Raw genomic sequence first — 22,495 nt, 5'->3', positions numbered from 1 at the left:
CCCCGTATTATTTTTTCAGTTCTGCCTCTGCCTTACTCTCTTCATTGACTACTTTGGGCTGTTGAAGGGCATCTCCACCATCTTTTGCTGGTTTTGATGAGGTGTCAACACTTGTCGAACCTTCCGTATTTGCATTTTCAGAACTAACAGTCTGGCTACTCGCCTCTGTAACAGCTTTTTTATAAGCTTCCTCAGCCTGGCCTTGTTTAATTGCTTGGTTTATTTCTTCCGCATAGATCAACGGCATGTTAGAAACAAACAAACTCAGCAATAATAACCACTGTATGGACTTACGCAGTCTTTTCATCATCATTCTCCTTTGTAAGATAAATAAAATAATAAAGTGTAAAAATTAAAATAAGAGCATCGCCGATGGATAAAACGAAAGAACCTAGTATTGGGAACCAAACAGCAATAGCTAAACAAAAGGCGACAATAAGCATGGATACCAGAACAGGTAGTCGCAATTGATCTACCCTACTTTTAATTGGTAAAGCTTTGTAAATACTAACCAGACTATAGGATAAGATTACTTTAAGAAAAGTTTGTACAATTGTAGTAAATGCCCAGATAGCAATCTTGACATGGCCATATTCCAAACTTGTATGATCGTATAAAACTTGACCCAAACCTCCGATGAGGATGCCACATAAAATTGCACTAAACAAGTAAATCAGAATAGTGTGATTTAAACGTTTATCTGATCGGTACTGCCTATAAAACCAGATTGTTATTGGAAAAATAAGAACTGTTCCTATTATTAAAAATAGTAGGCTGAATAAGGTTAGAATGAGTGATAAACCTTCCTCGACTATCACAGGGGAAATCGCACCTGTAAATAGAAGGCGTTGCCCCACTCCTAAAAACAGTAAGCCAGTAGCTAGTCTCCAAAACCTTGAGAGTCTTAATATTTTCATTATTCACTTGTCCTTTCTTTAACACTTTTTAAACGAGCAGTAACCACAAATCGTTGATCATTTCCAGTAGCATCACAGGTTGATAAGATTAAAAATCGATCTTTTTGAGGATCAGTAGCAATCTGACGATAGAATCCCCCATAGTCTGATGTTCTTATCTGTAATGTTTCTAAATAATATCTGAGGCCTTCTCGACTTCCTAATTTGAATGTATGAAAAAGATGATCATCTGTATAAGAGTGAGCTGCCATCACCTCATATTCAAAATGTTGAGTCAAGGTGTCAATCGTAATACGTTCATGCTCCTTAAAAAAAGCTGGCTTCGCAAAATAATCTAAAGACCCAAACATCGAATCATCTAACATAGCATGTCCGTAGATAATCGTGACAGGATCTTCAAATGTTTTTTTGTTAACCAGCTCTGTAAATATAGCGCCATAATAGGTCTCTTCACCATCTATATCATGAGAAAGGTAATAAGCATCATCCCTTGGATGCTGAGCAACCGGGTAATCTATTCGAGTCCCTTCAACTGTTAGCCAAGCAAAGACATCTGGATTCTGATGAAACTTCTTCTCAACTGCGTTTTGAGAATGTTGTTCCACAGCCATCTGTTCAAAGCCATCTAAGACTTTTAAACCTAAAAATAACACCACAATTATTATAATTAGTGATAAACTAAACTTCAAAATTTTCATGTGCTCGCTCCCATACTATCATTGTATCAGAAATCTGTATGCTTTGTAAATCCATTTTTTGTATAAAACGCCTTTTTGTTACAATATTTAGGAATTTTTGTATTCCCCTATTGTAAAATGAAGCCTAACAGAAAAGATAGGTTCATCTAATATACTAGAATTACAAAACTCTATAATAAACGATGGATATGTTTATTTTTTATTCTGATCAAAATTATTCATACAAATTCTGATTTCAAATTTATGCATCAGTATGCATCAGAAAGGATTGAAGCTTTTTGAAAGAATTCGTTACATTGACCCACTCAAAAAAAGAAATCCAAAAGATTCCTAGCTATAAATCTGCCAAAAACTATCGAGCTAGTCCAAATAACTTAAAAGATTCTCGATAACCATATGGACTAATTTGTCACGCTTGGCTTGACATTGCAAAAAAATTTCTTTCTCTTTTCAAAAATCCCGACTTGTGATAAGATAGGCTGGTATGCGTTTAGATAAATTATTAGCCCAGGAAAAAATCAGCCGTAAGGCCATGAAACAAGCTCTTTTGAAAAAAGAAATTTTAGTTGATAAACTCCCTGCTAGTTCCCTTGCACAGAATGTTGATACCGGGTTGCAAGAGCTGATTTTCAAAGATAGAAAAATCCAAGTATATGAACACACCTACCTCATGCTCCACAAGCCAAACGGAGTCGTAACTGCAAGCAAGGATAAAAAACTCCCAACGGTCATGGACCTTCTTCCTCAGCATCTCCAGTCTGACCAACTCTACGCCATCGGCCGTCTGGATCGGGATACGACGGGTCTCCTTCTCTTAACGGATAATGGACCTCTAGGTTTTCAACTCCTCCATCCTCAATACCATGTCGATAAAACTTACCAAGTAGAGGTCAATGGGCCACTAACTCCCGACCATATTCAAGAGTTTAAAGATGGGATTGTCTTTCTTGATGGAACTATCTGTAAACCTGCTCAACTTGAGATTTTATCCTCAAGCCTTAGTCTCAGCCAAGCCACTATCACCATCTCTGAAGGAAAGTTTCATCAGGTCAAAAAAATGTTCCTTTCTGTTGGAGTCAAGGTTACTGCTCTTAAACGCACCCATTTTGGCCCTTGGAGTCTTGATGACAATCTCCAAGAAGGCGACTATCGACATCTAAACTCACAAGAATTGGCAATCATTCGTGACTTTCTTAGAAAAAGTGGTTAAAAAATGAGGTTGGGACAAAAGATCCCGACCTCACTTTTTATTAGCAATCAAACTTTGACGCGGTTGCTGATTGAACTTTTTGTTCGTCTTTTAGACTCCAAAAAGCTCCTAATCATCCTCGCGGGACTGGGACTACGAAATCGAGACTTTGTCTATCGATTTCTGTCCCACCGCCATTTCTTATTTTTCAACTTTTACTTTCCCTGTCCAAGAATCCAATCCGTAAGAGAGGATATAGATTTCTGAGAAACCTTGTTTTTTCAAGAAAAGTGCTGCATTTGTGACACGTTGCGCACGTTGGTTTTCATAGAGAAGGACAGGTTTATCCTTGCGAAGAGCTGCAAGACTTGTCTTCAATTGATTTGAAGGGATATTACGAGCTCCGAGGATATGTTTTCTGTGGAAGTCAGCTGGATCACGCAAGTCGATCAACTGACCTGTACGAATCAAAGACTCAAACTCTGCATTGTCTACAATTTTCGCTGCACGACGAATGCGAAGATAGTTGTATCCCATCCATGCCAACATCGCTACAATAAGTCCCCATAATACCCAAGTTACCATATTACCTAATCTCCATTTTTTTCTAAATAGTCTAATTCTAGTTTGTGCTCTCTGCGAAGAACAGCCTCCGCTTCAAGATAGTCCAGCTTGTCCATCAAGCCTGCATCATAGATTCGCGATAACTCGATCTTCATCAGTTCAATGTCATAGAGACGTTTTCCCATATAGACAATGATACCAAACTGTTTGAGAAATTGTTGCACATCGTAGAGTGTTTTCATAGCTTTCATTTTAGCAAATTATCAGAGTTTTTTCAATAGTTGCCATGGAAGACTATTTTTACTGCTTACTAATGTTCTTGATACTCCGATATAGAAGATACCCAACAACCATCCCAACAAAATTCTGTAACAGATTGTGAGGGACATCTAACCAGGCTTGCCCCCAACCTTTCATCCAAGCAGTCGCACATGCATATCCAGCTACCATGATGATAGTCGCCAAAACTAATCCAAGCCCCTGCCATTTTCCTTTAAAACCTGCAAAATATCCCTGCAGACCATGGAAAAGCAAGCTGAAGAACATCCAGTGAGGGTAACCTGAAATCAGGTCAATGAGGAAACCTCCTAGACCCCCAACGATGGCTCCTTCACGGCGCCCATAATAAAAAGCGGTAAAGAAGATTCCTGCATCTAAAAGAGTTAAGATTCCTGCTTGAGTTGGGATTTTTACAATATAACCTAAAACTACTGATAGAGCAGTTAGTATAGATAATAGGGCGATTTTACTTGTTTTGGTTTGCTTCATATTGTCTGACTCCATATTGATCTGCTTGTGCGATGGCACGGTAAACAAAGGCTTTAGAACTCTCAACTGCTGGTAAGAGCTCCTCTCCTTGTACTAATTGACTGGCAATGCTCGATGCAAAGGTACAACCTGCACCAGCATTTTGACCTCCTAAGACTGGATTTTCTAAAATGGTAAAGTCATGACCATCATAAAAAACATCCACAGCCTTATCCTGACTGAGGCGATTCCCACCCTTGATAATGACTGCTGGTGCACCCAAGTCATGTAATTTTTGAGCTGCAGCCTTCATATCTTCCAGACTTTCAATCTTTTGGTCTGCAAGCAACTCTGCCTCAGGAAGATTCGGAGTAATCACTGATACATAAGGGAAAAAGCGAATCAACTCTTGACAGAGCTCACTAACTGCAACGTCGTGCGTTTCCTTACAAACCAATACAGGGTCCAAGACTACTGGAACTCCTGAACTTTCCTTAATGAAATTCAATGCTTTTTCAGCAACACCGACTGTCGGCAAGAGACCAATCTTAATCCCTCCAAAGTCTACACTTTTCAGGCTATCCAACTGTTGTTGGAAAATAGTCTCATCTGTCGGGAAGACCTCAAAACCATTTTCCGTCAAAGCAGTTAAACAAGTCATGGCTACAAAACCATGCAAGCCATTCAAGGTGTAGGTCGCAAGGTCTGCTGCCAATCCACCACCACTAAAAATATCATTTCCTGAAAGTGCTAAAATACGATTATTCTTCATAACGAATCTCCTTCAAATACAAACCATTGGGTGCTGCAGTTGGTCCTGCCAACTGTCTGTCTTTTTTCTCCAAAATCAGGTCAATCTGTTCAATCGGCATACGGTTGTTACCAATTTTCAGAAGGGTTCCGACCATATTTCGAATCTGCTTATAGAGGAAGCCATTGCCAGAGAATGTAAAGGTCAAAAACTGCCCTGTTTCATCAACCCTAAGACTAGCTTCCGTGATCGTCCTAACCTTATCCTCCACACTAGTACCTGATGCCGTAAAACCAGTAAAGTCATGTGTTCCCTCTAGTTTTTTTACAGCTTCTTGCATCCGCTCCACATCGAGTGGATAGGGATAATGAGTCGCATAATGGCGACGCATGGGATTTTTAGGACGTCCTCTATCTACGATAAACTCGTAGGTCTTGCTATGCTTGACATAACGGCAATGAAAATCGTCAGCCACTATCTCAATCGAAATCACATCGATATCTTCAGGACTTTGGGTATCAAGAGCAAAACGAAGTTTTTCCTCATCCATCTGATAGGGAAGATCAAAGTGAATGACCTGTCCTAAAGCATGAACGCCACTGTCCGTTCGCCCAGCTCCATGAATGGTAATAGCTTGTCCCTTATTTAATTTTGTTAAAGTTTTTTCAATTTCCTCCTGAACACTACGAGCATGAGGTTGCCGCTGAAAACCAGCAAAAGCGTAGCCATCATAGGAAATTACAGCTTTATATCTAGTCATGTATCTATTTTATCAAGAAAATTTCTCTGCAACAAGTTTGAAAACCAAAAATTGTAAGGGGACAGTTCCTCGAAGTTATTTATGTTCTATCTGACCTTTTTCATGATGTATTTTCGTATAGGTACTTCAACCATTTGAACGATTTCAAATCCTTCTTTTTGGTAAAGATTATAAGCTGTTTGATTTGACTCAAAAACCGTTAGGGAAATACTTTCTATTTCTTCATTTTCAAACATTTCTTGAAGAAAGTATTGAAAAGCTTTTCGGCCTATTCCTTTTCCCTGCTTCTGTGGAGCTATGAGAAATCTTCCAATATGAAGATTTTTATCTTCTAATTTGATTTTCTGGATGATACCTACAAACTCTTCTCCAGTAAAAATGGAAAAAATTCCTTCCAGCTTTTGTAAGGATTGGGCAATCAAGGGATAAGAAATCTTTGGTCCCATCCATTGCTTCTGAAAACTTTCTCCCAAAGCATTAGACCACTGACAAATGAGTTGGGCATTTTCTAACTGAAGTCCTTTTTCAAAGTGAATTTTCATATTTGTTCTTAAAACTTCTCCTACATCCAACTATTATACTCTTTCTCTTATTTTTTCCGAATAAATAAGTATGATTCATCTTTACTTTTTTCTTGTTGGAACGATTCTTGCTTCCTTTCTAGGCTTAGTCATCGATCGCTTCCCTGAACAATCCATAGTTTTTCCTGCTAGCCACTGTGATTCTTGTCAGACTCGTTTGAGACCACTGGATTTGATTCCAATTGTGTCCCAGATATTCAATCGCTTTCGCTGTCGCTATTGCAAGTCAAACTATCCTGTCTGGTATGCTTTCTTTGAGTTGGGATTGGGACTGCTCTTTCTAGCTTTTTATTGCAGTTTTTTAACGTTGGATCAAGTCATCCTAGTCACTGCTGGCTTGACTTTGAGCATCTATGACCTTCGTCATCAAGAATATCCCTTGCTGGTCTGGCTAGTTTTTCACTTAATCCTCATGGTTTGCTCTAGTTGGAATCTAGTCATGGCTTTCTTCCTAGTTCTTGGAATCATTGCTCATTTCATCGATATTCGCATAGGAGCCGGTGATTTTCTCTTTCTAGCCTCTTGTGCACTCGTCTTTAGCATAACGGAGATACTCATCTTGGTGCAATTTGCTTCCACAACTGGCATTCTAGCCTTTCTCCTACTAAAGAAAAAGGAAAGACTTCCTTTTGTGCCCTTCCTCTTACTTGCTGCTTGCGTGATTATTTTTGGGAAGCTACTGCTTCTCGGATAAAGTCAGCGATTTCTGCTACTTGTCCTTCATGCAGAGCCTTAACAATCTTCGAACCAACGATAACACCGTCTGATACAGCATTGAAGCGTTCTACATCAGACTGTGTGGATACACCAAAACCGGTCAAGACTGGAATGTCAGCCACTTGATGAAGTTGAGACAAGTGCTTGTCCAAGTCATCTCGGTAATTTCCTGATTTCCCTGTGACCCCATTGATAGCAACGGCATAGATAAATCCTTCTGCCCCTTCAATGAGTTCTTTTTGACGGTCAATTCCTGTTGTCAAACTAACTAAGGGAATCAAAGCAATGTCTGTACCTGCCAAGAAGGGCTCTACAAAATTAGCATGCTCATGAGGGAGATCCGGAATAATCAAGCCCTTGACTGCTGTATCAGCAAGATCTTTAACCAATTTCTCCACACCATACTGAAAGAGGGGGTTAAAGTAGGTCATGATGACAAGCGGAATTTCTGTTTCAATGGTTTTCAAAGTTTCAACCAAAGCCTGGGTAGAGGTTCCGCGAGCTAGACTGCGCAAGCCTGCTGCTTCGATAACAGGACCATCTGCAACCGGATCCGAGAAAGGAACTCCTACCTCAATGGTAGAAACACCCAAGTCTTCTAAAAAGTGAATTGTTTCACCGAGACCAGCCAAACCTTTTTCATGGTCTCCAGCCATGATATAGGGAACGAAAATTCCCTTTCCTGCTGCTTTAATTGCATTCAATTTTTCTGTTAGTGTCTTAGGCATGAGCTTCTCCCTTCTTTGCTGCGTCTGCTTCCAAACGGTCTTTAACTTGAACTACATCTTTGTCCCCGCGACCTGATAGACAGACAATCATAGACTTATCTGGGCCAAGTTCTTTGGCTAATTTCACCGCAAAGGCGATAGCGTGACTAGACTCCAAAGCTGGGATAATCCCTTCCACACGAGACAAGAGTTGAAATCCTTCCAAGGCTTCCTCATCTGTCACAGGCACATAGGTCGCACGCTTGATATCGTGGTAGTGAGAATGTTCAGGACCGATACCTGGGTAGTCCAAACCTGCTGAGATAGAGAAGGCTTCTAAGATTTGTCCATGGGCATCTTGGAGAACATCCATGAGAGAACCGTGAAGAACTCCTGGGCGACCCTTGGTCAAGGTAGCTGCGTGATGCTCTGTATCCACACCAAGTCCTGCCGCTTCAGCTCCATACATAGCTACAGATTCATCTTCCACAAATGGATGGAAAAGCCCAATAGCATTCGAACCACCACCAACACAGGCTACTAGGGCATCTGGTAAGTCTTTCCCAGTCAAGTCACGGTACTGTTGTTTGGCTTCGCGTCCGATAACACTTTGGAAATCACGAACAATTTCTGGGAAAGGATGAGGTCCCAAGGCAGAACCAAGGATATAGTGAGTGTCATCGATATTTGCCACCCAAGAACGAAGGGCTGCATTGACTGCATCCTTGAGCACGCGCGAACCATCTGTTACAGCTTCCACCTTGGCTCCCAAAAGTTCCATACGGAAGACATTGAGGGCTTGGCGTTTAACATCTTCCTCACCCATATAGATAGTACATTCCATGTTGAAAAGGGCTGCAGCAGTTGCAGTTGCTACACCGTGCTGACCGGCACCAGTTTCAGCGATAATTTTCTTTTTGCCCATACGTTTAGCCAGAAGAACTTGGCCCAAAGCATTGTTAATCTTGTGGGCGCCTGTATGGTTGAGGTCTTCACGTTTGAGGTAAATCTTGGCTCCGCCGATATGCTGGGTCAAGTTTTTTGCGTAGTAAAGAGGTGTTTCACGTCCTACATACTGGCGCAAAAGTTGGTTTAACTCCTCTTGGAAACTTGGATCTTCCTGACTTTCACGATAAGCCTCTTCTAATTCCAATACTGCTGTCATCAATGTTTCTGGGACAAAACGTCCACCGAATTTCCCGTAAAATCCATCTTTATTTGGTTCTTGATATACCATGCTTAACCCTCTCTATAAATCTTCTAATCTTTTCATGATCTTTTTGTCCGTCTGTTTCTACTCCGCTTGATACATCTACTGCAAAGGGAGAGAAATGCTGAATTGCTCTTGCTACATTGTCCTCATTTAGCCCACCTGCGATGAAGGAAGGCTGGGCTAGTTCTGTCGTATCCAGTCGGCCCCAGTCAAATGTCTGACCACTTCCTGCCACAGGAGCATCAAAGAGTAGATAATCTGCCTGAGAACTTGGCACGTGACCATCTCCATCCACCTGCACTGCCTGAATGCTGGCACAAGGTAATTTCTCAAACAAATCATCTGCCACCTGACCATGAATTTGTACCATGTCCAAGCCAACCTTTTCAATCGCTTCTAGTAATTCCTCTCGACTTGGTGAAACAAATACGCCAACCTTTTTTACATATGTAGGAATGATCTTAGCCAGCTCTGTTGCTTGGTCCAAGGTCACCTGTCTTTTACTGTGTGCAAAGACAAAACCGATGTAGTCTGCTCCAGCTGACACAGCTGTTTCTACCGCCCCTTTGGTTGATAGTCCACAAATCTTAACCTTTGTCAATCTGCAACTCCTTGATTCTCTGAGCGACATCTTCTGCCTGCATGAGAGCTGTTCCAACCAAAATTCCGTTAAAGTAGGGTGCAACACGTTTTGCATCCTCCTCTGTAAAAATGGCAGATTCAGAAATGTAGAAGCAATCGTCCTTAAAGTATTGGGCTAAGTCTACGCTGGTCTGCAAGTCAACTTCAAAGGTAGTCAAATTGCGATTGTTGACACCGATAATTTGTGCCCCCAGGCGGTGAGCAACTTCTAGTTCAGCCAGATTATGAGTTTCCACTAACACTTCCAGACCAAGATCTGTCGCGTAGTCGTACAGTTCCTTGAGGCGTTCTTCTGATAAAGCCGCTACGATGAGCAAGATAACTGTCGCACCTGCATTGCGAGCACGGATGATTTGCTTTTCATCGATAATAAAATCCTTGTTTAAAGTCGGAATCTGTACCTGACTGGAAATCTCACGAAGATAATCCAAATGACCCTTGAAGAAAACTTCATCTGTCAGAACAGAAATCATAACAGCGCCGTTAGCCTCGTAAGTCTGGGCCTGTTGAACGATATCCACATCCAGGTTGATATCACCCATACTTGGACTCGCCTTCTTGACCTCTGCAATAATTTGCAAACGATCCTGATGTTTTTTCAAATATTCAGCTAAGCGATAGCTTTCACGCAAGGGCTGAAGTTCCTCTAGCTCCATCTTTTCAACTTCACGCGCCTTCTGCTCTAAGATACGTGACAAAAATTCCTGACTCATTTTTGGTACTCCTGTAATAGTCGAAGTTTTTCAAGGGCCTTACCACTAGCAATCACTTGACGTGCCATTTCAACTCCGTCCTTGATACTGTCTGCTTTACCATTGGCGTAGAATCCTAGACCAGCATTTAAAACGGTTGTTTCCAAGAATGAACTTGGTTCGTTATTAAGAACGCTAACAAGAATGGCTGCATTTTCATGAGCATTTCCTCCACGAATGTCTTCAATAGCAATGCGTTCCATTCCCAAATCTTCTGGAGTAAAGGTTGATAAAGTAATTTCACCATTTTCAAGAAGGGCAATACTGGTAGTTCCATTCAAACCAGCTTCATCCAACCCTTCTGGACCAGCTACTACAATGGCACGTTTGCGACCCATGTTTTTCAAAACCTGAGCAGTACTTTCCAGAAGTTCAGGACGACTGATTCCTAGAAGCTGTGTTTCCAAAACCATTGGATGGATGAGCGGACCTGTCAAATTCATGATGGTTGGAATTCCCAACTCCAAACGAGCTGGCATGATGTATTTCATGGCTGGGTGCATGTTTTTGGCAAAGAGAAAGACGATTCCAGTTTGGTCAAATACCTTACCCAATTGTGATGGTTTAAGGTCAATATTGATTCCCAAAGCTTGCAAGACATCTGCTGACCCAGATTTAGAAGAAATAGAGCGATTTCCATGTTTGGCCATGTGGATTCCCCCACCTGCCAAGACAAAGGCTGCAGTTGTAGAGATGTTAAAGCTAAATGACTTATCTCCACCTGTACCACAGTTATCCATAGCATCTTGAATGTTGGTTGGAATGTGTTGAGCATGTCCTCTCATAACTTGAGCGAGGGCTGTTCTTTCTTCAGGTGTTTCTCCCTTCATCTTGAGAGCTAACAGTAGAGAAGCGATTTGTGCTTCTGTCACTCGCCCTGTTACGATGCGTTCGATCACATCTGTCATTTCAACACTTGATAGGTCTTCAAAGTTCGCTAATTTTTCAATAATTTCTTTCATTTTGTCTTCCTCACTTTACAACTTTCTCGATAAAATTCTGAATAGAAGATAGGCCATCTGGCGTTCCAATACTTTCTGGATGATACTGCAAGCCATAAATCGGCAAGGTTTTGTGTTGAATCCCCATAATAGCTTGGTCATCTGTCGAACGAGCTGTCACTTCAAACTCTTCTGGCATCTCTTCAATTAAAATACTGTGGTAACGCATGACTGGACGATTGTCCTCAATCCCTTGATAGAGAACGGATGGAGTCTCAAATAGAATCTGGCTTTGTTTACCGTGCATAACTTTAGGAGCCAAGCCTAACTTGCCACCAAAGACTTCTGCGATGGCTTGGTGCCCCAAACAAATCCCTAGAATAGGTTTCTTACCTGCAAAATCACGAATCATGTCTTCCATTTTCCCAGCATCAGCTGGCCAACCTGGACCGGGAGAAAAGACTAGTCCATCTGCCTTTGTAGCTTCTTCATAAAGGTTTGGATCATCATTTCTCAAAACTTCAACAGGAGCGAAATTCCCGATGTATTGAGCTAAGTTATAGGTAAATGAATCATAATTATCAATCAATAAAATCATGGTCTTAGTTCTCCCATTCTAGTCATAGATTTAGCTTTGTTAATGGTTTCTTGGTATTCATTCTGAGCGATAGAATCATAAACAATTCCTGCCCCAGCCTGTACATAGGCTCTTTTATTTTTAAGAATCATGGTTCGAATTGCAATGGCAAAGTCCATGTCTCCAGTTGCTGATAGGTAACCGATAGCCCCTGCATAGACGCCTCGCTTCTCTGTTTCCAACTCATATATGCGTTTCATAGCACGAATCTTAGGGGCCCCCGATACTGTTCCTGCCGGAAGAGTCGCCTTCAAAGCATCCATGGCAGTCAGTTCTGGAAGCAAATGACCTTTAACAACGCTAGTCAAATGCATGACATAGCGGAAAAGTTCCACTTCCATATACTTGGTTACTTGGACACTTGCTGTTTCAGCAATTCGACCGATATCATTGCGTCCTAGGTCCACTAGCATTCGGTGTTCTGCCGTTTCCTTTTCATCAGAAAGTAGATCACTTGCAAGTGCTGCATCTTCCTCATCATTGGTACCTCTAGGTCGCGTACCTGCAATCGGATTGGTTGTCACGATGCCATTCTTGACGGAAACCAAACTCTCAGGACTGGCACCGATAATTTGATAATCTCCAAAATCGTAAAAGTAGAGGTAATTTGATGGATTTGTCACTCGGAGATTTCTGTAGAAGTCAAAAGGATTTCCAGTTACTTCTGCTGAGAAACGCTGACTGAGCACGCATTGGAACATATCTCCATTGCGAATCAAGTCGCGAGCTGTTTCTACCATCTCTTCAAATTTCTGAGGTGCAATATGTGGTCTAAACTGAAGTGGAGAAACGTCCAAATCTTCAAATTCATTTGGAGCAGGGATTTTTAACTCCTCTAAAACTTGATCCAAAGCTGCTTCTAGTTCTTCATTGCTACGATCACTGTAAAGAGCATCCTCGATGATATGAATTTTTTCTTTCTTGTGGTCAAATACCATATAACTCTCGTAAACAAAGAAATGCATATCTGGTGTCCCAATCGTATCCTCAGGAAGCTGACCAATTTCTTCATAGAGAGAAATCATGTCGTAACCAACAAAGCCGATGGTTCCACCACCAAAAGGTAGGTCTGAATGGTGCTGGCTCTTATAAGTCACCTCATAAAGGAAATCCAAGGGGTCACGATCAATCACCTGCCCATTTTGATATAGGACTCCATTTTCGAACTTAATCTCAAAAACTGGATTATAAGCCAAAATAGAAAATCGAGCATTTTCCTTTTCTCTTGGGATACTTTCAAGTATAACCTTGTGTTGTCCATTTAAGCGCATATAAGCCAAGATTGGTGATAAAACATCTCCATGAATGATTCGTTCCATTGTAATTTCCCTTTCAGTTCCTTATTTTATGGTCTTTAGTGTTAATTTTTTATCTTTTTTCTATTTCCCTTAAATAGTGCGGACGGGAGGTAAAATTATCCAGTGGATGATTTTAGAAAACCATGAAATGAAAGACCTAATTTTTGAGCTCCTCGCTCATTCATTTCTAGGCTCAGGCTAAAATAGTTCCCCGAACTATTTTACTCTCAAAAATTCCGTCCTAGAGAAGCAGCTTTGCTTCTCTAGGATACCACTATGGCGGGAAATAGCGGTTCAATGCTCACTTCGCTCGCAAATATTTTATAGAAATCTATCTAGTGATGAAGCATAATTTAAAACTGATAGCCATATCTACGAAAAATATATAAAAATCCCCACGCAAAATAACTTGCGTGAGGACGAAATTCGCGGTGCCACCTCAATTATAGGATTTCTCCTATCTCTCATGCCTGTCTCAGATAGCTCCTGTAACAGGTTGTGCGATAAAGGGCACTCCCTTGAGAATTATGTTTTCTTCTCTCATTTTAGATGGACCCAACCTTACAGATTTCTCTGCTTGTTTTCAGCAACCACAAGCTCTCTGTGAGAGAAATCTCTGTATATTTTCCATCTTTTATTTTTTTGCTTCAAGGTAGTCTGCAATGGCAGCTACGTCCTTGTCTCCACGACCAGAGACATTGATGATGATAATCTCATCTTTACTTAGTTTTGGTGCGCGTTTGACTGCTTCTGCAATAGCATGGGAGCTTTCAATAGCTGGGATGATTCCTTCAGTCTTACTAAGTAGGAGCAAGGCTTGGACAGCTTCTTCATCAGTCGCTGCAACATACTCTACACGACCAGAGTCTTTAAAGAAGGCATGTTCTGGTCCAACCCCTGGATAGTCCAAACCTGCTGAGATAGAGTAAACTGGCGCGAGTTCTCCATCTTCCTTAAAGACTGCATAGGTCTTCATTCCATCGACAATTCCGACACTACCCTTGGTCATAGTTGCTGCGTGTTTGTCGGTATCTAAACCGTGACCAGCAGCTTCTACCCCAACCAATTTAACTTCTTCATCAGCTACATACTGTGAAAAGGCACCGATGGCATTAGAACCACCGCCCACACAGGCAATAACGTAGTCTGGCAGTCGTCCTTCTTTTTCCAAGATTTGACGACGTGATTCTTCACTAATCACTTTTTGAAACTCATGAACAATGGTTGGATATGGGTGAGGTCCCACAGCAGATCCCAGAACATAAAAGGCTTCAAGGTCATTCATCCATGCTCCAAAGGCTGCATCAACAGCATCTTTGAGGGTACGAGTCCCTGTTTCAACTGCGTGAACAGTTGCTCCCATCATCTCCATACGGAAAACATTAAGACGTTGGCGTTCCACATCTTCTGCCCCCATGTAGACATCACAAGCCATACCAAACTTAGCTGCAGCTGCCGCCGTCGCAACCCCGTGCTGACCAGCTCCTGTTTCTGCGATTACTCGTTTTTTGCCCATGCGTTTAGCAAGAAGAATTTGTCCTAAAACGTTATTGAGTTTGTGAGATCCAAGGTGGTTAAGGTCTTCACGCTTGAGATAAATCTTAGCTCCACCTAGATGCTCTGTCAAACTTTCTGCAAAATAGAGCGGTGTCTCACGACCTGAATAATCCTTCAAGTAATGGCGAAACTCAGCTAAAAACTCTGGATCATCCTTGTACTTGTCAAAAGTCACTTCCAATTCATCTAGTAAAACCTGAATTGGTTCTGGTACAAAACTACCACCAAATTGTCCAAAATATCCTTTAGTTGTCATAAATTTTTCCTCTTTTCTACTGTTTCCAAGATATGAAAAAAGCCCACACACGGAATCCACTTCCATGTGAGGGCGTTTGTAACGCGGTACCACCTCATTTGTAAAGAGAATATCCCCTTTACATCTCTGCCTTGTCTATCAACAAGTTGCACTGTAAGGTGTGCGCACCGAATTTTCATTGTTTCAAATTCATTTTTTCAAATCAGCCCAATTTCACTACTTTCAAACACCTGTTCACAGTAACCACAGGCTCCCTGAAGATCAAAAATAATTACTTTTCTGATTTGTTGAGTTAATTATATGTTATTGCTTTTTCTTTGTCAACCGTTTTCATTCATTTTTTACTAATTATTTTTATTAGTTTTTTGTAGAAGCAAGAACTTCTTCGGAAACTCTAACAAAAGTCTCAATGATATAGTCTACTTCTTCATCCGTTAATTTCGTGTGAAGTGGCAGTGTAATTTCGTTTACAAAGAAAGCATAAGCTCGCGGATAATCAGCCATATCAAAACCAAGATTCTTATAGGCTGTTAAAAGCGGAAGCGGTTTGTAGTGAACGTTACTTGCGATTCCTGCCTTGGCCAATTCTTGAATAATTTGATTGCGTTGTTCGAGATTTGCTCCTTCTACATGGGTGATGTAAAGGTGACGACAAGATTCAACAACATCTGTCTTATGAGCCAATGGGTGAATCCGAGTTCCTGCAAATCCACGGTCATAGCGATCCACGATATCCTTACGACGTTGTAGTAAGCCAGGATAACGATCTAGCTGAACTAGACCAAGTGAAGCCATGATATCTGTCATATTGCACTTGTAGGCAGGAGTTACGATATCGTATTCCCATGAGCCTAGTTGCATCTTGGCAAGAGCATCTTTTGTTTGACCATGAAGGGAAAGAATCTGGAATTCTTTATACATTTCTTCATCATCAATAGCTGGATTTGCTTTCCAAGTCGCACTTCCCCCTTCTGCAGTTGTAAAATTCTTGACTGCGTGGAAAGAGAATGATGTAAAGTCAGCGATTGAACCAGCTGCTTGTCCCTTGTAGGTTGAACCCAAAGCGTGAGCACTATCAGATACAATCACAATACGGTTAAAGGCTTTTTGCCACTTAGTTGAAGCAACAAACAAGTCACGTTTCTTTTCCACAACTTGGAACAAACGGTCATAGTCACAGATAATCCCTGCAAGTTCAACTGGGATGATGACTTTAGTCTTCTCAGTGATAGCTTGCTCAAGCTTGTCATAGTCCATTTCAAAGGTATCTTCTTGGATATCAACCATCACTGGTGTCGCACCTACGTGAGTGATGACGCTACATGATGCTGTATAGGTCATAGCTGGAACGATGACTTCATCCCCAGGTCCCACTTCAAGCACGCGCAAGATCAATTCAAGAGCTGCTGTTGCAGAATTGAGGCAGACTGTCTTAGGTGTCTGTGTATAGATAGACAGACGACGCTCCAATTCTTTTGTCTTTGGACCTGTTGTGATCCAACCAGAACGAAGGGTATCTGCTACCTCAGCAATTTCAGCTTCGGTAATATCGGGTGGTGAAAATGGAATATTGTAATTTGGCATTGATTTACTCCTTTTACTGTATTCACTCTTGTGATTACTTATTTTAAAACTTCAAATACAGTCTGGAACATGATTTTGATATCCCCGAAGAAATTAAAATCACGTAGATAGGCTAGATTATAGTGCATCTTTTCTGGAAGGACTCTTTCGACATAAGCTTGGTCAACCGTCATGCCTTTTGCAGTCATTTGACTGATAATGGCATCCTCGTCCTTATAGTTAATGCTGGCAAGCGATGTAATCCCTGCTGGCAAGAGCAAGGTAGCCATCATTTCAGGACTATACTGCTCTGTGTAGCGTGGTACTTCTGGACGAGTTCCCACAAAGGACATCTCTCCTTTGAGAACATTGACCAATTGTGGAAGTTCATCCAAACGAACACGGCGAATGAAATTTCCAACTTTAGTGATGCGGCTGTCATTGGCAGAAGTTACTAGACTTCCTTTCTTATCCGCATCGGTCACCATGGTCCGGAATTTCCAAATCTTGAAATGTCGGTTGTACTGGGTTACCCGCACCTGCTTGTAAATAACTGGACCTTTGCTATCTAGCTTGATCCAAATGCTTAGAATCAGAAATACGGGTGAAGTCAAGATTAACAAGACCAAGGCTAGAAACAAGTCTAGACAACGCTTGAGAATCAGTGAACCTTTTCTTCCAGAGACGAGCTGGTAGTATGGTTTTACCTCGCTCAATTGCATCTCCTGAGGTAGTTCATCCCATTTCAGCATGCACATTCTCCTCTGTTTTTTATATATAATCTTTATTAACATCCTACATTATACCACAAAATGAAAGAGGCGGTGCAAGAAATCTGTATTTTAAAGGAATTCTTCCTTAGGATAGAGCTCCTGCTTGTAAACTATACATCTTGTGATAGGTACCTCCCAGGGCTAAAAGTTCCTCGTGTGTGCCGCTCTCGATAATTCGTCCCTTGTCTAGAACATAGATACAGTTAGCATCCTGAATGGTAGAAAGACGATGGGCGATGGCAATGGTCGTCCGGCCCTGTCTCATCTTGGCTAGGGAATTTTGGACCAAGGCTTCTGTTTCAGAGTCAATATTAGCTGTCGCTTCATCCAAAATCAGAATTTTCGGTTGACTGGCAACAGTTCTAGCAAAGGCAAGTAGTTGACGTTGTCCAGTAGAGAAACTCGAACCACGCTCAGATACAGGGGCATCATAGCCTAATGAAAGATCCCGAATGAAAGAATCTGCATCGACAAATTCTGCCGCAACCTTAACCTGGTCATCGCTGATATCTTGGTACATAGCGATATTGGACTTGATGGTCCCATGATAGAGGAAAGGTTCCTGTAGAACCAGACCGATATTTTTTCTCAATTCCTCTTGGCTATACTTACGAATATCCACTCCATCTAGGAGAACTCGACCAGACTGAAATTCATAAAAGCGCATGAGAACATTAATGATAGAAGATTTCCCAGAGCCAGTATGCCCGACAAAGGCGATGGTTTCACCTTTATTAACCGTAAAAGAAATATCATCGAGAATCTGGTGTTTTCCATCATAAGAGAAGGACACATGTTCAAAACGGATATTTCCTTCTCTAATCTCCGCTTGTGCATTTTCTTGGGCCGGTTCATAGTTGGATTCATCGATGAGTGCAAAGACACGACCTGCTGAAACCATGGATGTTTGAAGGGTAGAAAAGTTCTGTGTCACCTCGATGAGGGGATCAAAGAGACGATTGATATACTGGATAAAGGCATACATGGTTCCTGCCGTTATTCCTAGATAGAGACCGCGATAGCCAAAGTAAGCCATCAAAACCGCATATCCCAACAACTTCAACAAACTCATAGCTGGACGTAAAAAGAGAGAATCCAAGGCTACTGAACGGTTAGCGTAGACTAGGTGTTCCTGGTTTATCTCATCAAACTCTTCTTGCAGGCGTTTTTCTTGGTTAAAGGCTTGAATAATACGAATTCCTTCGATATTTTCTGCCAGCTTACTGTTAATATCTGACAGTAGACTTCTGGTTTTTTCAATGACCTTGACCGATTTTTTACGGTAGAGATTGACCAAAAGGAAAATCAAAGGCAGGAAGAGCAAGACTAAAGCAGTCAGACGATAGTCCAGAACTAACATGGTATAAAGAGTCGTCACGAATATAAAAACTGCCGAGATAAAGCTAGATAAGATACCCGAAAACATATCACTGATAGTCTCGGTGTCATTTGTCAAACGAGAGACAATAGAGCCTGCAGGCGTTTTATCAAAGTAAGACATGCCTAGCTTCTCCATATTGGCAAAGGCATCACGTCGGATATCTCTAACGATGCTGTAGGACACGCGCGCAAAAAGGAGATTCCCCACATATTGGACAATAGTTTGAAGAATGTAGAGACCATAGTAAACTAGCAAAACTGTAACAGCAAGCTGATTGAGATTGTTTAGATACTGGTCGATAAAGTGAGAAGCTATCAGGGGGATAATACTCTTAACAACAGTCGTCGCGAGGAGAAAAGCAAGGGCTAAAAAGGTGAGGAGACTATAGGGCTTAAGATAAGACAACAAACGCTTCAATACAGACCATTGTTCTTGTTTATTCCGCATCTTCTTCTCCTTTCATTTCTAACTGTTGAGACTGGTAGGTTTGGGCATACCAACCATCCAAGGCTAGTAAGTCTTCATGCCTACCTCGTTCAATGATGCGACCATTTTGCATGACCAAAATCAAATCTGCATGGACAACTGCACTGAGACGATGGGCTGTGATAATGGTCGTTTTATCTTTGCGAGTTTCCTTGAGATTATCGATGATAGCGAACTCTGTCTTGGCATCTACAGCTGACAAGGAATCATCTAAAATCAAGATATCAGGATTTAAAATCATAGCCCGACTCATAGCCAGACGTTGCTTTTGCCCACCAGATAGACTAACACCTTTTTCCCCGATAACTGTATCAAATCCCTCAGGCATGGCTTGAATGTCTTGATAGACTTGAGCCAACTTAGTTGCTTTCTCTACTGCAGAGAAAGGTAAGTCAGAATTTCCAAAGCGGATATTATCTAGGATAGAGCTAGCAAAGAGAAATTGGTCCTGTGGAACGTATCCCATCAAACTACGTAAGTCGGCTAGGCGATAGGCGCGAATATCGTGACCATTTAGATAAATAGCCCCTTGGTCAACATCATACTCACGTAGGAGCAATTTAATCAAAGCAGTTTTCCCTGAACCCGTCTGCCCAACCAAGCCCAAGGTTTGCCCTTTTTCGAGACTAAAATGGATATCTCTCAGCGTCTCTTCGTCTTCAAAGGCAAAACGATCAATAGCATATTCCAAGCGCCCATTTTCAATCCCATCAAGTGGAGACTCTGGGTCTTTGACAGGCGATTCTTGAGACAAGAGGCTCTCAATTCGTTGATAAGAGACCTTCCCTCTTTGAGTAATATTAAAGAGGAAACCAATCGCCATCAAGGGCCAGACCAACATATCCAAGTAAGAGATAAAGGTGACCAGATTTCCTACAGTTACCTGTCCTGCTTGCACCATAAAGGCACCGACTAAGAGAGTTAAGGCATAGGAAGAACCAACAAAGAGTAGAACCATGGGGTCAAAGAGACTATCATATTTCATGGTTTGCAGATTCTTTTGGAAGGTCAAGTCATTGACTTCCTGGAAAGATGCCAACTCATCGGATTGATAACCAAAGGACTTGGTTACCTTGATACCTGATACAGACTCCTGAACCTTATTATTAAGTTCAGAAAAGGCTGCTTGTGATTCTCCGAAAGCCTTATGGGTCTTTCTCCCCAGACGACTAGTCCCATAGGCCATAAACGGCAAAGGTAGAATAGCAACCAAGGTCATCTGCCAAGAAATGCTAAAGAGCATAGTCAAGAGAGTCACCAAGGCTGTGATAGAGGCATCCACTGCCATCATGACACCACCACCTGCTAAACGAGTCAGAGCATTGATATCATTGGTTGCGTGAGCCATCAAATCCCCAGTTCGATAATTCTGATAAAAAGCAGGCGACATTTTTGTAAAATGCTCAAATAGTCTTGAACGCATGATTTGTCCAAGTCGGTAGGAGGTTCCTAGGATATACATACGCCAAACGTAACGCAGATAATACATCCCGAAAGCTGCCAGCAGGAGATAAAAGAGATGGAGCAGGAGCTCATCTTGTGTTAATCGTCCCGAAGTAATGGCATCGATTACGCGCCCCATGACCATAGGTGGGATGAGGTTTAGTACAGAAACCAAAACCAAAGCTACAATTCCAACTAGGTAACGGCGTTTTTCTAATTTAAAAAACCACCAGAGTTTTTGGATGATGGACATAAAATTCCTTTCTAATAACAAATGGAAACCTGAGGCGACTGCCTCAGGTTTTTCCTATTCATAGGTGATGACACTAACTTAAACTTTGTCATATTCAGCGATAAAGATACTCAAAGGAGTAACATTTCATTTATTTTCAATCCTTTACATAAATCATTCTCTATTATATAGGAATGACCTGGATTTTTCAAACTATACGCTGGGGAAATACTTCTTTTTCTGGTATAATATTGTCTATAATCTGAATGAAAAGGTAAACATTATGAAACTGATCTCATGGAATATTGATTCCCTAAACGCTGCACTCACGAGTGACTCTGCGCGTGCGAAATTATCACAAGATGTCCTCCAAACCTTGGTAGCCGAAGACGCTGATATTATCGCCATCCAAGAAACCAAGCTTTCAGCTAAAGGTCCTACTAAAAAACACCTCGAGGTGTTGGAAGAACTCTTCCCTGGATATGAAAATACTTGGCGTTCCTCTCAAGAACCTGCTCGTAAAGGTTATGCTGGAACCATGTTTCTCTATAAGAAAGAACTCACTCCAACTATCAGCTTCCCAGAAATCGGTGCACCTTCTACCATGGACTCTGAAGGCCGTATCATCACTTTAGAATTTGATACATTTTTCGTGACTCAAGTTTACACACCAAACGCTGGTGATGGACTCAAACGCTTGGAAGATCGTCAAGTCTGGGATGTCAAATATGCGGAGTACTTGGCTCAACTAGACAAGCAAAAACCTGTCCTAGCAACCGGGGACTACAACGTTGCCCACAAGGAAATTGACCTTGCCAACCCAGCCAGCAATCGCCGTTCACCAGGTTTCACAGACGAAGAACGTGAAGGATTTACAAACCTTTTGGCCAAAGGATTTACAGACACCTTCCGTCATGTCCATGGAGATATTCCTGAACGCTACACTTGGTGGGCACAACGCAGCAAGACTTCAAAAATCAACAACACAGGCTGGAGAATCGACTACTGGCTCACAAGTAACCGTGTAGCAGACAAGGTTACCAAGTCAGATATGATTGATTCAGGCGCTCGCCAAGACCATACACCGATTGTCTTGGAGATTGAACTATAAGGAATTTTTTTATGAACTACAATGCAGTTATTCCCGAGTTTATGGTATCAAATATAGAACAGTCCCGTTCCTTCTACTGTGATTTACTGGGTTTTACGATCGAATATGAGCGACCAGAAGAACACTTCCTCTTCCTATCTCTTGAAGATTGCCAGCTAATGCTAGAAGAGGGGACAAAGGATGAATTAGCTGAACTGACCTATCCCTTTGGTCGTGGAGTCAACATTTCCTTTGGCATAAAGGATGTTCCTCGACTCTATCAGAAAGTAATCGAGTCTAACTATCCTATTCATCGTCCTTTGACCAAAAGAGAATTTCGTGTTGGTGAACAATATATCTATCCTCATGAATTTGCAGTTTTAGATCCAGATGGCTATTTTTTAAGATTTAGTGAATAGAATAATAAAGCATTAGAGGGGGAATGTAATAAAAAAAGAGGCATGAGCCTCTTTTCAGAACGAAGACAAACGTCATTTTTGGCGTTTGTCTTTTTCTCTTTTCAAAAATGGTTTGTCTCATCATCTGATATTCCATTCAAAAATCTGTATTTGAGAAAAATAAAAAGGGATATTCCCTATC

At 41.4% G+C, this 22,495-nt stretch carries 25 protein-coding genes and 2 other annotated features; of the genes, 4 read left to right on the top strand and 21 right to left on the bottom strand.

Features of this window, described 5'->3' with window-relative positions:
* Positions 1-7 precede the first annotated feature (7 nt).
* The 3 genes from QM928_RS06485 to QM928_RS06475 are packed head-to-tail and all read right to left on the bottom strand — an operon-like array spanning position 8 to position 1,615.
* Entirely contained in the window at positions 8-310 is a 303-nt protein-coding gene (locus QM928_RS06485; RefSeq protein ID WP_414321993.1) for a hypothetical protein, read from the bottom strand.
* Positions 291-917 carry a hypothetical protein gene (locus tag QM928_RS06480; RefSeq protein WP_248035281.1) on the bottom strand — a complete coding sequence of 209 codons (627 nt, stop codon included), beginning with the start codon at positions 915-917 and terminating at the stop codon, positions 291-293. The genes QM928_RS06485 and QM928_RS06480 overlap by 20 nt, the downstream gene beginning before the upstream one ends.
* Entirely contained in the window at positions 917-1,615 is a 699-nt protein-coding gene (locus QM928_RS06475; RefSeq protein WP_248035283.1) for a class B sortase, read from the bottom strand. Before QM928_RS06475 ends, QM928_RS06480 begins: the two co-directional genes overlap by 1 nt.
* A gap of 484 nt (positions 1,616-2,099) precedes the next feature.
* Between QM928_RS06475 and QM928_RS06470 the strand changes: the two genes are divergently transcribed.
* Positions 2,100-2,825 (top strand): 16S rRNA pseudouridine(516) synthase, encoded by a 726-nt coding sequence (locus tag QM928_RS06470; protein WP_414294824.1) that lies wholly within the window; start codon positions 2,100-2,102, stop codon positions 2,823-2,825.
* A gap of 180 nt (positions 2,826-3,005) precedes the next feature.
* Here the strand turns inward: QM928_RS06470 and QM928_RS06465 are convergent, their stop codons facing one another.
* The 6 genes from QM928_RS06465 to QM928_RS06440 all read right to left on the bottom strand — a co-directional run bounded on the left by QM928_RS06465 (position 3,006) and on the right by QM928_RS06440 (position 6,168).
* A complete protein-coding gene (locus tag QM928_RS06465) occupies positions 3,006-3,389 on the bottom strand; it encodes a rhodanese-like domain-containing protein (RefSeq protein WP_049548145.1) in 384 nt (127 codons plus the stop codon).
* A 5-nt stretch (positions 3,390-3,394) separates the two neighbouring features.
* Complete coding sequence (locus tag QM928_RS06460; protein ID WP_000646475.1) at positions 3,395-3,619, bottom strand: YqgQ family protein; 225 nt, start codon at positions 3,617-3,619, stop codon at positions 3,395-3,397.
* Between the two features lie 49 nt (positions 3,620-3,668).
* A complete protein-coding gene (locus tag QM928_RS06455) occupies positions 3,669-4,136 on the bottom strand; it encodes an ECF transporter S component (protein WP_153225495.1) in 468 nt (155 codons plus the stop codon).
* Positions 4,114-4,887: a bifunctional hydroxymethylpyrimidine kinase/phosphomethylpyrimidine kinase gene (locus tag QM928_RS06450; protein WP_248035981.1), complete on the bottom strand. Its 774-nt coding sequence runs from the start codon at positions 4,885-4,887 to the stop codon at positions 4,114-4,116. Before QM928_RS06450 ends, QM928_RS06455 begins: the two co-directional genes overlap by 23 nt.
* Positions 4,877-5,626, bottom strand: coding sequence for a tRNA pseudouridine(38-40) synthase TruA (truA, locus tag QM928_RS06445; protein ID WP_371608470.1), 750 nt, complete (start codon positions 5,624-5,626; stop codon positions 4,877-4,879). The genes QM928_RS06450 and truA overlap by 11 nt, the downstream gene beginning before the upstream one ends.
* 86 nt (positions 5,627-5,712) lie before the next feature.
* Positions 5,713-6,168, bottom strand: coding sequence for a GNAT family N-acetyltransferase (locus tag QM928_RS06440; protein ID WP_414294825.1), 456 nt, complete (start codon positions 6,166-6,168; stop codon positions 5,713-5,715).
* Positions 6,169-6,238: 70 nt separating this feature from the next.
* Here QM928_RS06440 and QM928_RS06435 point away from each other — a divergent pair, with 70 nt between their 5' ends.
* Positions 6,239-6,901, top strand: a complete 663-nt coding sequence (locus QM928_RS06435) for a prepilin peptidase (RefSeq protein ID WP_414294826.1) — start codon at positions 6,239-6,241, stop codon at positions 6,899-6,901.
* Here the strand turns inward: QM928_RS06435 and trpA are convergent.
* The 12 genes from trpA to QM928_RS06375 all read right to left on the bottom strand — a co-directional run bounded on the left by trpA (position 6,870) and on the right by QM928_RS06375 (position 20,826).
* Positions 6,870-7,652 (bottom strand): tryptophan synthase subunit alpha, encoded by a 783-nt coding sequence (gene trpA, locus QM928_RS06430; protein WP_414294827.1) that lies wholly within the window; start codon positions 7,650-7,652, stop codon positions 6,870-6,872. The two genes, QM928_RS06435 and trpA, sit on opposite strands and share 32 nt — an antisense overlap.
* Entirely contained in the window at positions 7,645-8,868 is a 1,224-nt protein-coding gene (gene trpB, locus QM928_RS06425; RefSeq protein WP_414294828.1) for a tryptophan synthase subunit beta, read from the bottom strand. Before trpB (QM928_RS06425) ends, trpA begins: the two co-directional genes overlap by 8 nt.
* A complete protein-coding gene (locus tag QM928_RS06420) occupies positions 8,846-9,445 on the bottom strand; it encodes a phosphoribosylanthranilate isomerase (RefSeq protein ID WP_414294829.1) in 600 nt (199 codons plus the stop codon). Before QM928_RS06420 ends, trpB (QM928_RS06425) begins: the two co-directional genes overlap by 23 nt.
* A complete protein-coding gene (gene trpC, locus QM928_RS06415) occupies positions 9,432-10,199 on the bottom strand; it encodes an indole-3-glycerol phosphate synthase TrpC (protein WP_414294830.1) in 768 nt (255 codons plus the stop codon). Before trpC ends, QM928_RS06420 begins: the two co-directional genes overlap by 14 nt.
* Positions 10,196-11,200, bottom strand: a complete 1,005-nt coding sequence (gene trpD, locus QM928_RS06410; protein ID WP_414294831.1) for an anthranilate phosphoribosyltransferase — start codon at positions 11,198-11,200, stop codon at positions 10,196-10,198. The genes trpC and trpD overlap by 4 nt, the downstream gene beginning before the upstream one ends.
* Positions 11,201-11,210: 10 nt before the next feature.
* A complete protein-coding gene (locus tag QM928_RS06405; protein WP_414294832.1) occupies positions 11,211-11,777 on the bottom strand; it encodes an aminodeoxychorismate/anthranilate synthase component II in 567 nt (188 codons plus the stop codon).
* A complete protein-coding gene (trpE, locus tag QM928_RS06400; RefSeq protein WP_414294833.1) occupies positions 11,774-13,135 on the bottom strand; it encodes an anthranilate synthase component I in 1,362 nt (453 codons plus the stop codon). The genes QM928_RS06405 and trpE overlap by 4 nt, the downstream gene beginning before the upstream one ends.
* A 391-nt stretch (positions 13,136-13,526) precedes the next feature.
* Positions 13,527-13,758 (bottom strand) — a binding site (T-box leader).
* Entirely contained in the window at positions 13,749-14,927 is a 1,179-nt protein-coding gene (gene trpB / locus QM928_RS06395) for a tryptophan synthase subunit beta (protein WP_320694004.1), read from the bottom strand. (Overlaps the previous feature by 10 nt.)
* A 65-nt stretch (positions 14,928-14,992) precedes the next feature.
* Positions 14,993-15,224, bottom strand: a binding site (T-box leader).
* A 60-nt stretch (positions 15,225-15,284) separates the two neighbouring features.
* Positions 15,285-16,511: a DegT/DnrJ/EryC1/StrS family aminotransferase gene (locus QM928_RS06390; RefSeq protein ID WP_414294834.1), complete on the bottom strand. Its 1,227-nt coding sequence runs from the start codon at positions 16,509-16,511 to the stop codon at positions 15,285-15,287.
* A gap of 38 nt (positions 16,512-16,549) precedes the next feature.
* Positions 16,550-17,242: a sugar transferase gene (locus QM928_RS06385; protein ID WP_006149937.1), complete on the bottom strand. Its 693-nt coding sequence runs from the start codon at positions 17,240-17,242 to the stop codon at positions 16,550-16,552.
* A gap of 106 nt (positions 17,243-17,348) precedes the next feature.
* Positions 17,349-19,091 (bottom strand): ABC transporter ATP-binding protein, encoded by a 1,743-nt coding sequence (locus QM928_RS06380; protein ID WP_414294835.1) that lies wholly within the window; start codon positions 19,089-19,091, stop codon positions 17,349-17,351.
* Positions 19,081-20,826 carry an ABC transporter ATP-binding protein gene (locus QM928_RS06375; protein WP_414294836.1) on the bottom strand — a complete coding sequence of 582 codons (1,746 nt, stop codon included), beginning with the start codon at positions 20,824-20,826 and terminating at the stop codon, positions 19,081-19,083. Before QM928_RS06375 ends, QM928_RS06380 begins: the two co-directional genes overlap by 11 nt.
* A 262-nt stretch (positions 20,827-21,088) precedes the next feature.
* On the opposite strand from QM928_RS06375, the gene QM928_RS06370 reads away from it, so the two are divergent.
* Positions 21,089-21,916, top strand: a complete 828-nt coding sequence (locus tag QM928_RS06370) for an exodeoxyribonuclease III (RefSeq protein ID WP_414294837.1) — start codon at positions 21,089-21,091, stop codon at positions 21,914-21,916.
* Between the two features lie 11 nt (positions 21,917-21,927).
* On the top strand, positions 21,928-22,314 hold the full coding sequence (locus QM928_RS06365) for a bleomycin resistance protein (protein WP_414294838.1): 387 nt from the start codon (positions 21,928-21,930) through the stop codon (positions 22,312-22,314).
* Positions 22,315-22,495 lie beyond the last annotated feature (181 nt).

This window comes from Streptococcus infantis, from assembly GCF_047460405.1.
Lineage (GTDB): Bacteria > Bacillota > Bacilli > Lactobacillales > Streptococcaceae > Streptococcus > Streptococcus infantis_Q.
The sequence above is the reverse complement of the archived record's forward strand: the minus strand, read 5'-3'. Positions and strand labels throughout refer to the sequence as shown.

Coding starts and splice junctions, on each gene's coding strand:
- QM928_RS06435 (WP_414294826.1), top strand. CDS start 6,239: ATGATTCATCTTTACTTTTTTCTTGTTGGAACGATTCTTGCTTCCTTT.
- trpA (WP_414294827.1), bottom strand. CDS start 7,652: ATGCCTAAGACACTAACAGAAAAATTGAATGCAATTAAAGCAGCAGGA.
- trpD (WP_414294831.1), bottom strand. CDS start 11,200: ATGAAAGAAATTATTGAAAAATTAGCGAACTTTGAAGACCTATCAAGT.
- QM928_RS06450 (WP_248035981.1), bottom strand. CDS start 4,887: ATGAAGAATAATCGTATTTTAGCACTTTCAGGAAATGATATTTTTAGT.
- QM928_RS06365 (WP_414294838.1), top strand. CDS start 21,928: ATGAACTACAATGCAGTTATTCCCGAGTTTATGGTATCAAATATAGAA.
- trpB (WP_414294828.1), bottom strand. CDS start 8,868: ATGGTATATCAAGAACCAAATAAAGATGGATTTTACGGGAAATTCGGT.
- QM928_RS06470 (WP_414294824.1), top strand. CDS start 2,100: ATGCGTTTAGATAAATTATTAGCCCAGGAAAAAATCAGCCGTAAGGCC.
- QM928_RS06370 (WP_414294837.1), top strand. CDS start 21,089: ATGAAACTGATCTCATGGAATATTGATTCCCTAAACGCTGCACTCACG.
- QM928_RS06375 (WP_414294836.1), bottom strand. CDS start 20,826: ATGTCCATCATCCAAAAACTCTGGTGGTTTTTTAAATTAGAAAAACGC.
- QM928_RS06385 (WP_006149937.1), bottom strand. CDS start 17,242: ATGCTGAAATGGGATGAACTACCTCAGGAGATGCAATTGAGCGAGGTA.
- QM928_RS06440 (WP_414294825.1), bottom strand. CDS start 6,168: ATGAAAATTCACTTTGAAAAAGGACTTCAGTTAGAAAATGCCCAACTC.
- trpB (WP_320694004.1), bottom strand. CDS start 14,927: ATGACAACTAAAGGATATTTTGGACAATTTGGTGGTAGTTTTGTACCA.
- QM928_RS06475 (WP_248035283.1), bottom strand. CDS start 1,615: ATGAAAATTTTGAAGTTTAGTTTATCACTAATTATAATAATTGTGGTG.
- truA (WP_371608470.1), bottom strand. CDS start 5,626: ATGACTAGATATAAAGCTGTAATTTCCTATGATGGCTACGCTTTTGCT.
- QM928_RS06460 (WP_000646475.1), bottom strand. CDS start 3,619: ATGAAAGCTATGAAAACACTCTACGATGTGCAACAATTTCTCAAACAG.
- QM928_RS06405 (WP_414294832.1), bottom strand. CDS start 11,777: ATGATTTTATTGATTGATAATTATGATTCATTTACCTATAACTTAGCT.
- trpC (WP_414294830.1), bottom strand. CDS start 10,199: ATGAGTCAGGAATTTTTGTCACGTATCTTAGAGCAGAAGGCGCGTGAA.
- QM928_RS06390 (WP_414294834.1), bottom strand. CDS start 16,511: ATGCCAAATTACAATATTCCATTTTCACCACCCGATATTACCGAAGCT.
- trpE (WP_414294833.1), bottom strand. CDS start 13,135: ATGGAACGAATCATTCATGGAGATGTTTTATCACCAATCTTGGCTTAT.
- QM928_RS06455 (WP_153225495.1), bottom strand. CDS start 4,136: ATGAAGCAAACCAAAACAAGTAAAATCGCCCTATTATCTATACTAACT.
- QM928_RS06380 (WP_414294835.1), bottom strand. CDS start 19,091: ATGCGGAATAAACAAGAACAATGGTCTGTATTGAAGCGTTTGTTGTCT.
- QM928_RS06485 (WP_414321993.1), bottom strand. CDS start 310: ATGATGAAAAGACTGCGTAAGTCCATACAGTGGTTATTATTGCTGAGT.
- QM928_RS06480 (WP_248035281.1), bottom strand. CDS start 917: ATGAAAATATTAAGACTCTCAAGGTTTTGGAGACTAGCTACTGGCTTA.
- QM928_RS06465 (WP_049548145.1), bottom strand. CDS start 3,389: ATGGTAACTTGGGTATTATGGGGACTTATTGTAGCGATGTTGGCATGG.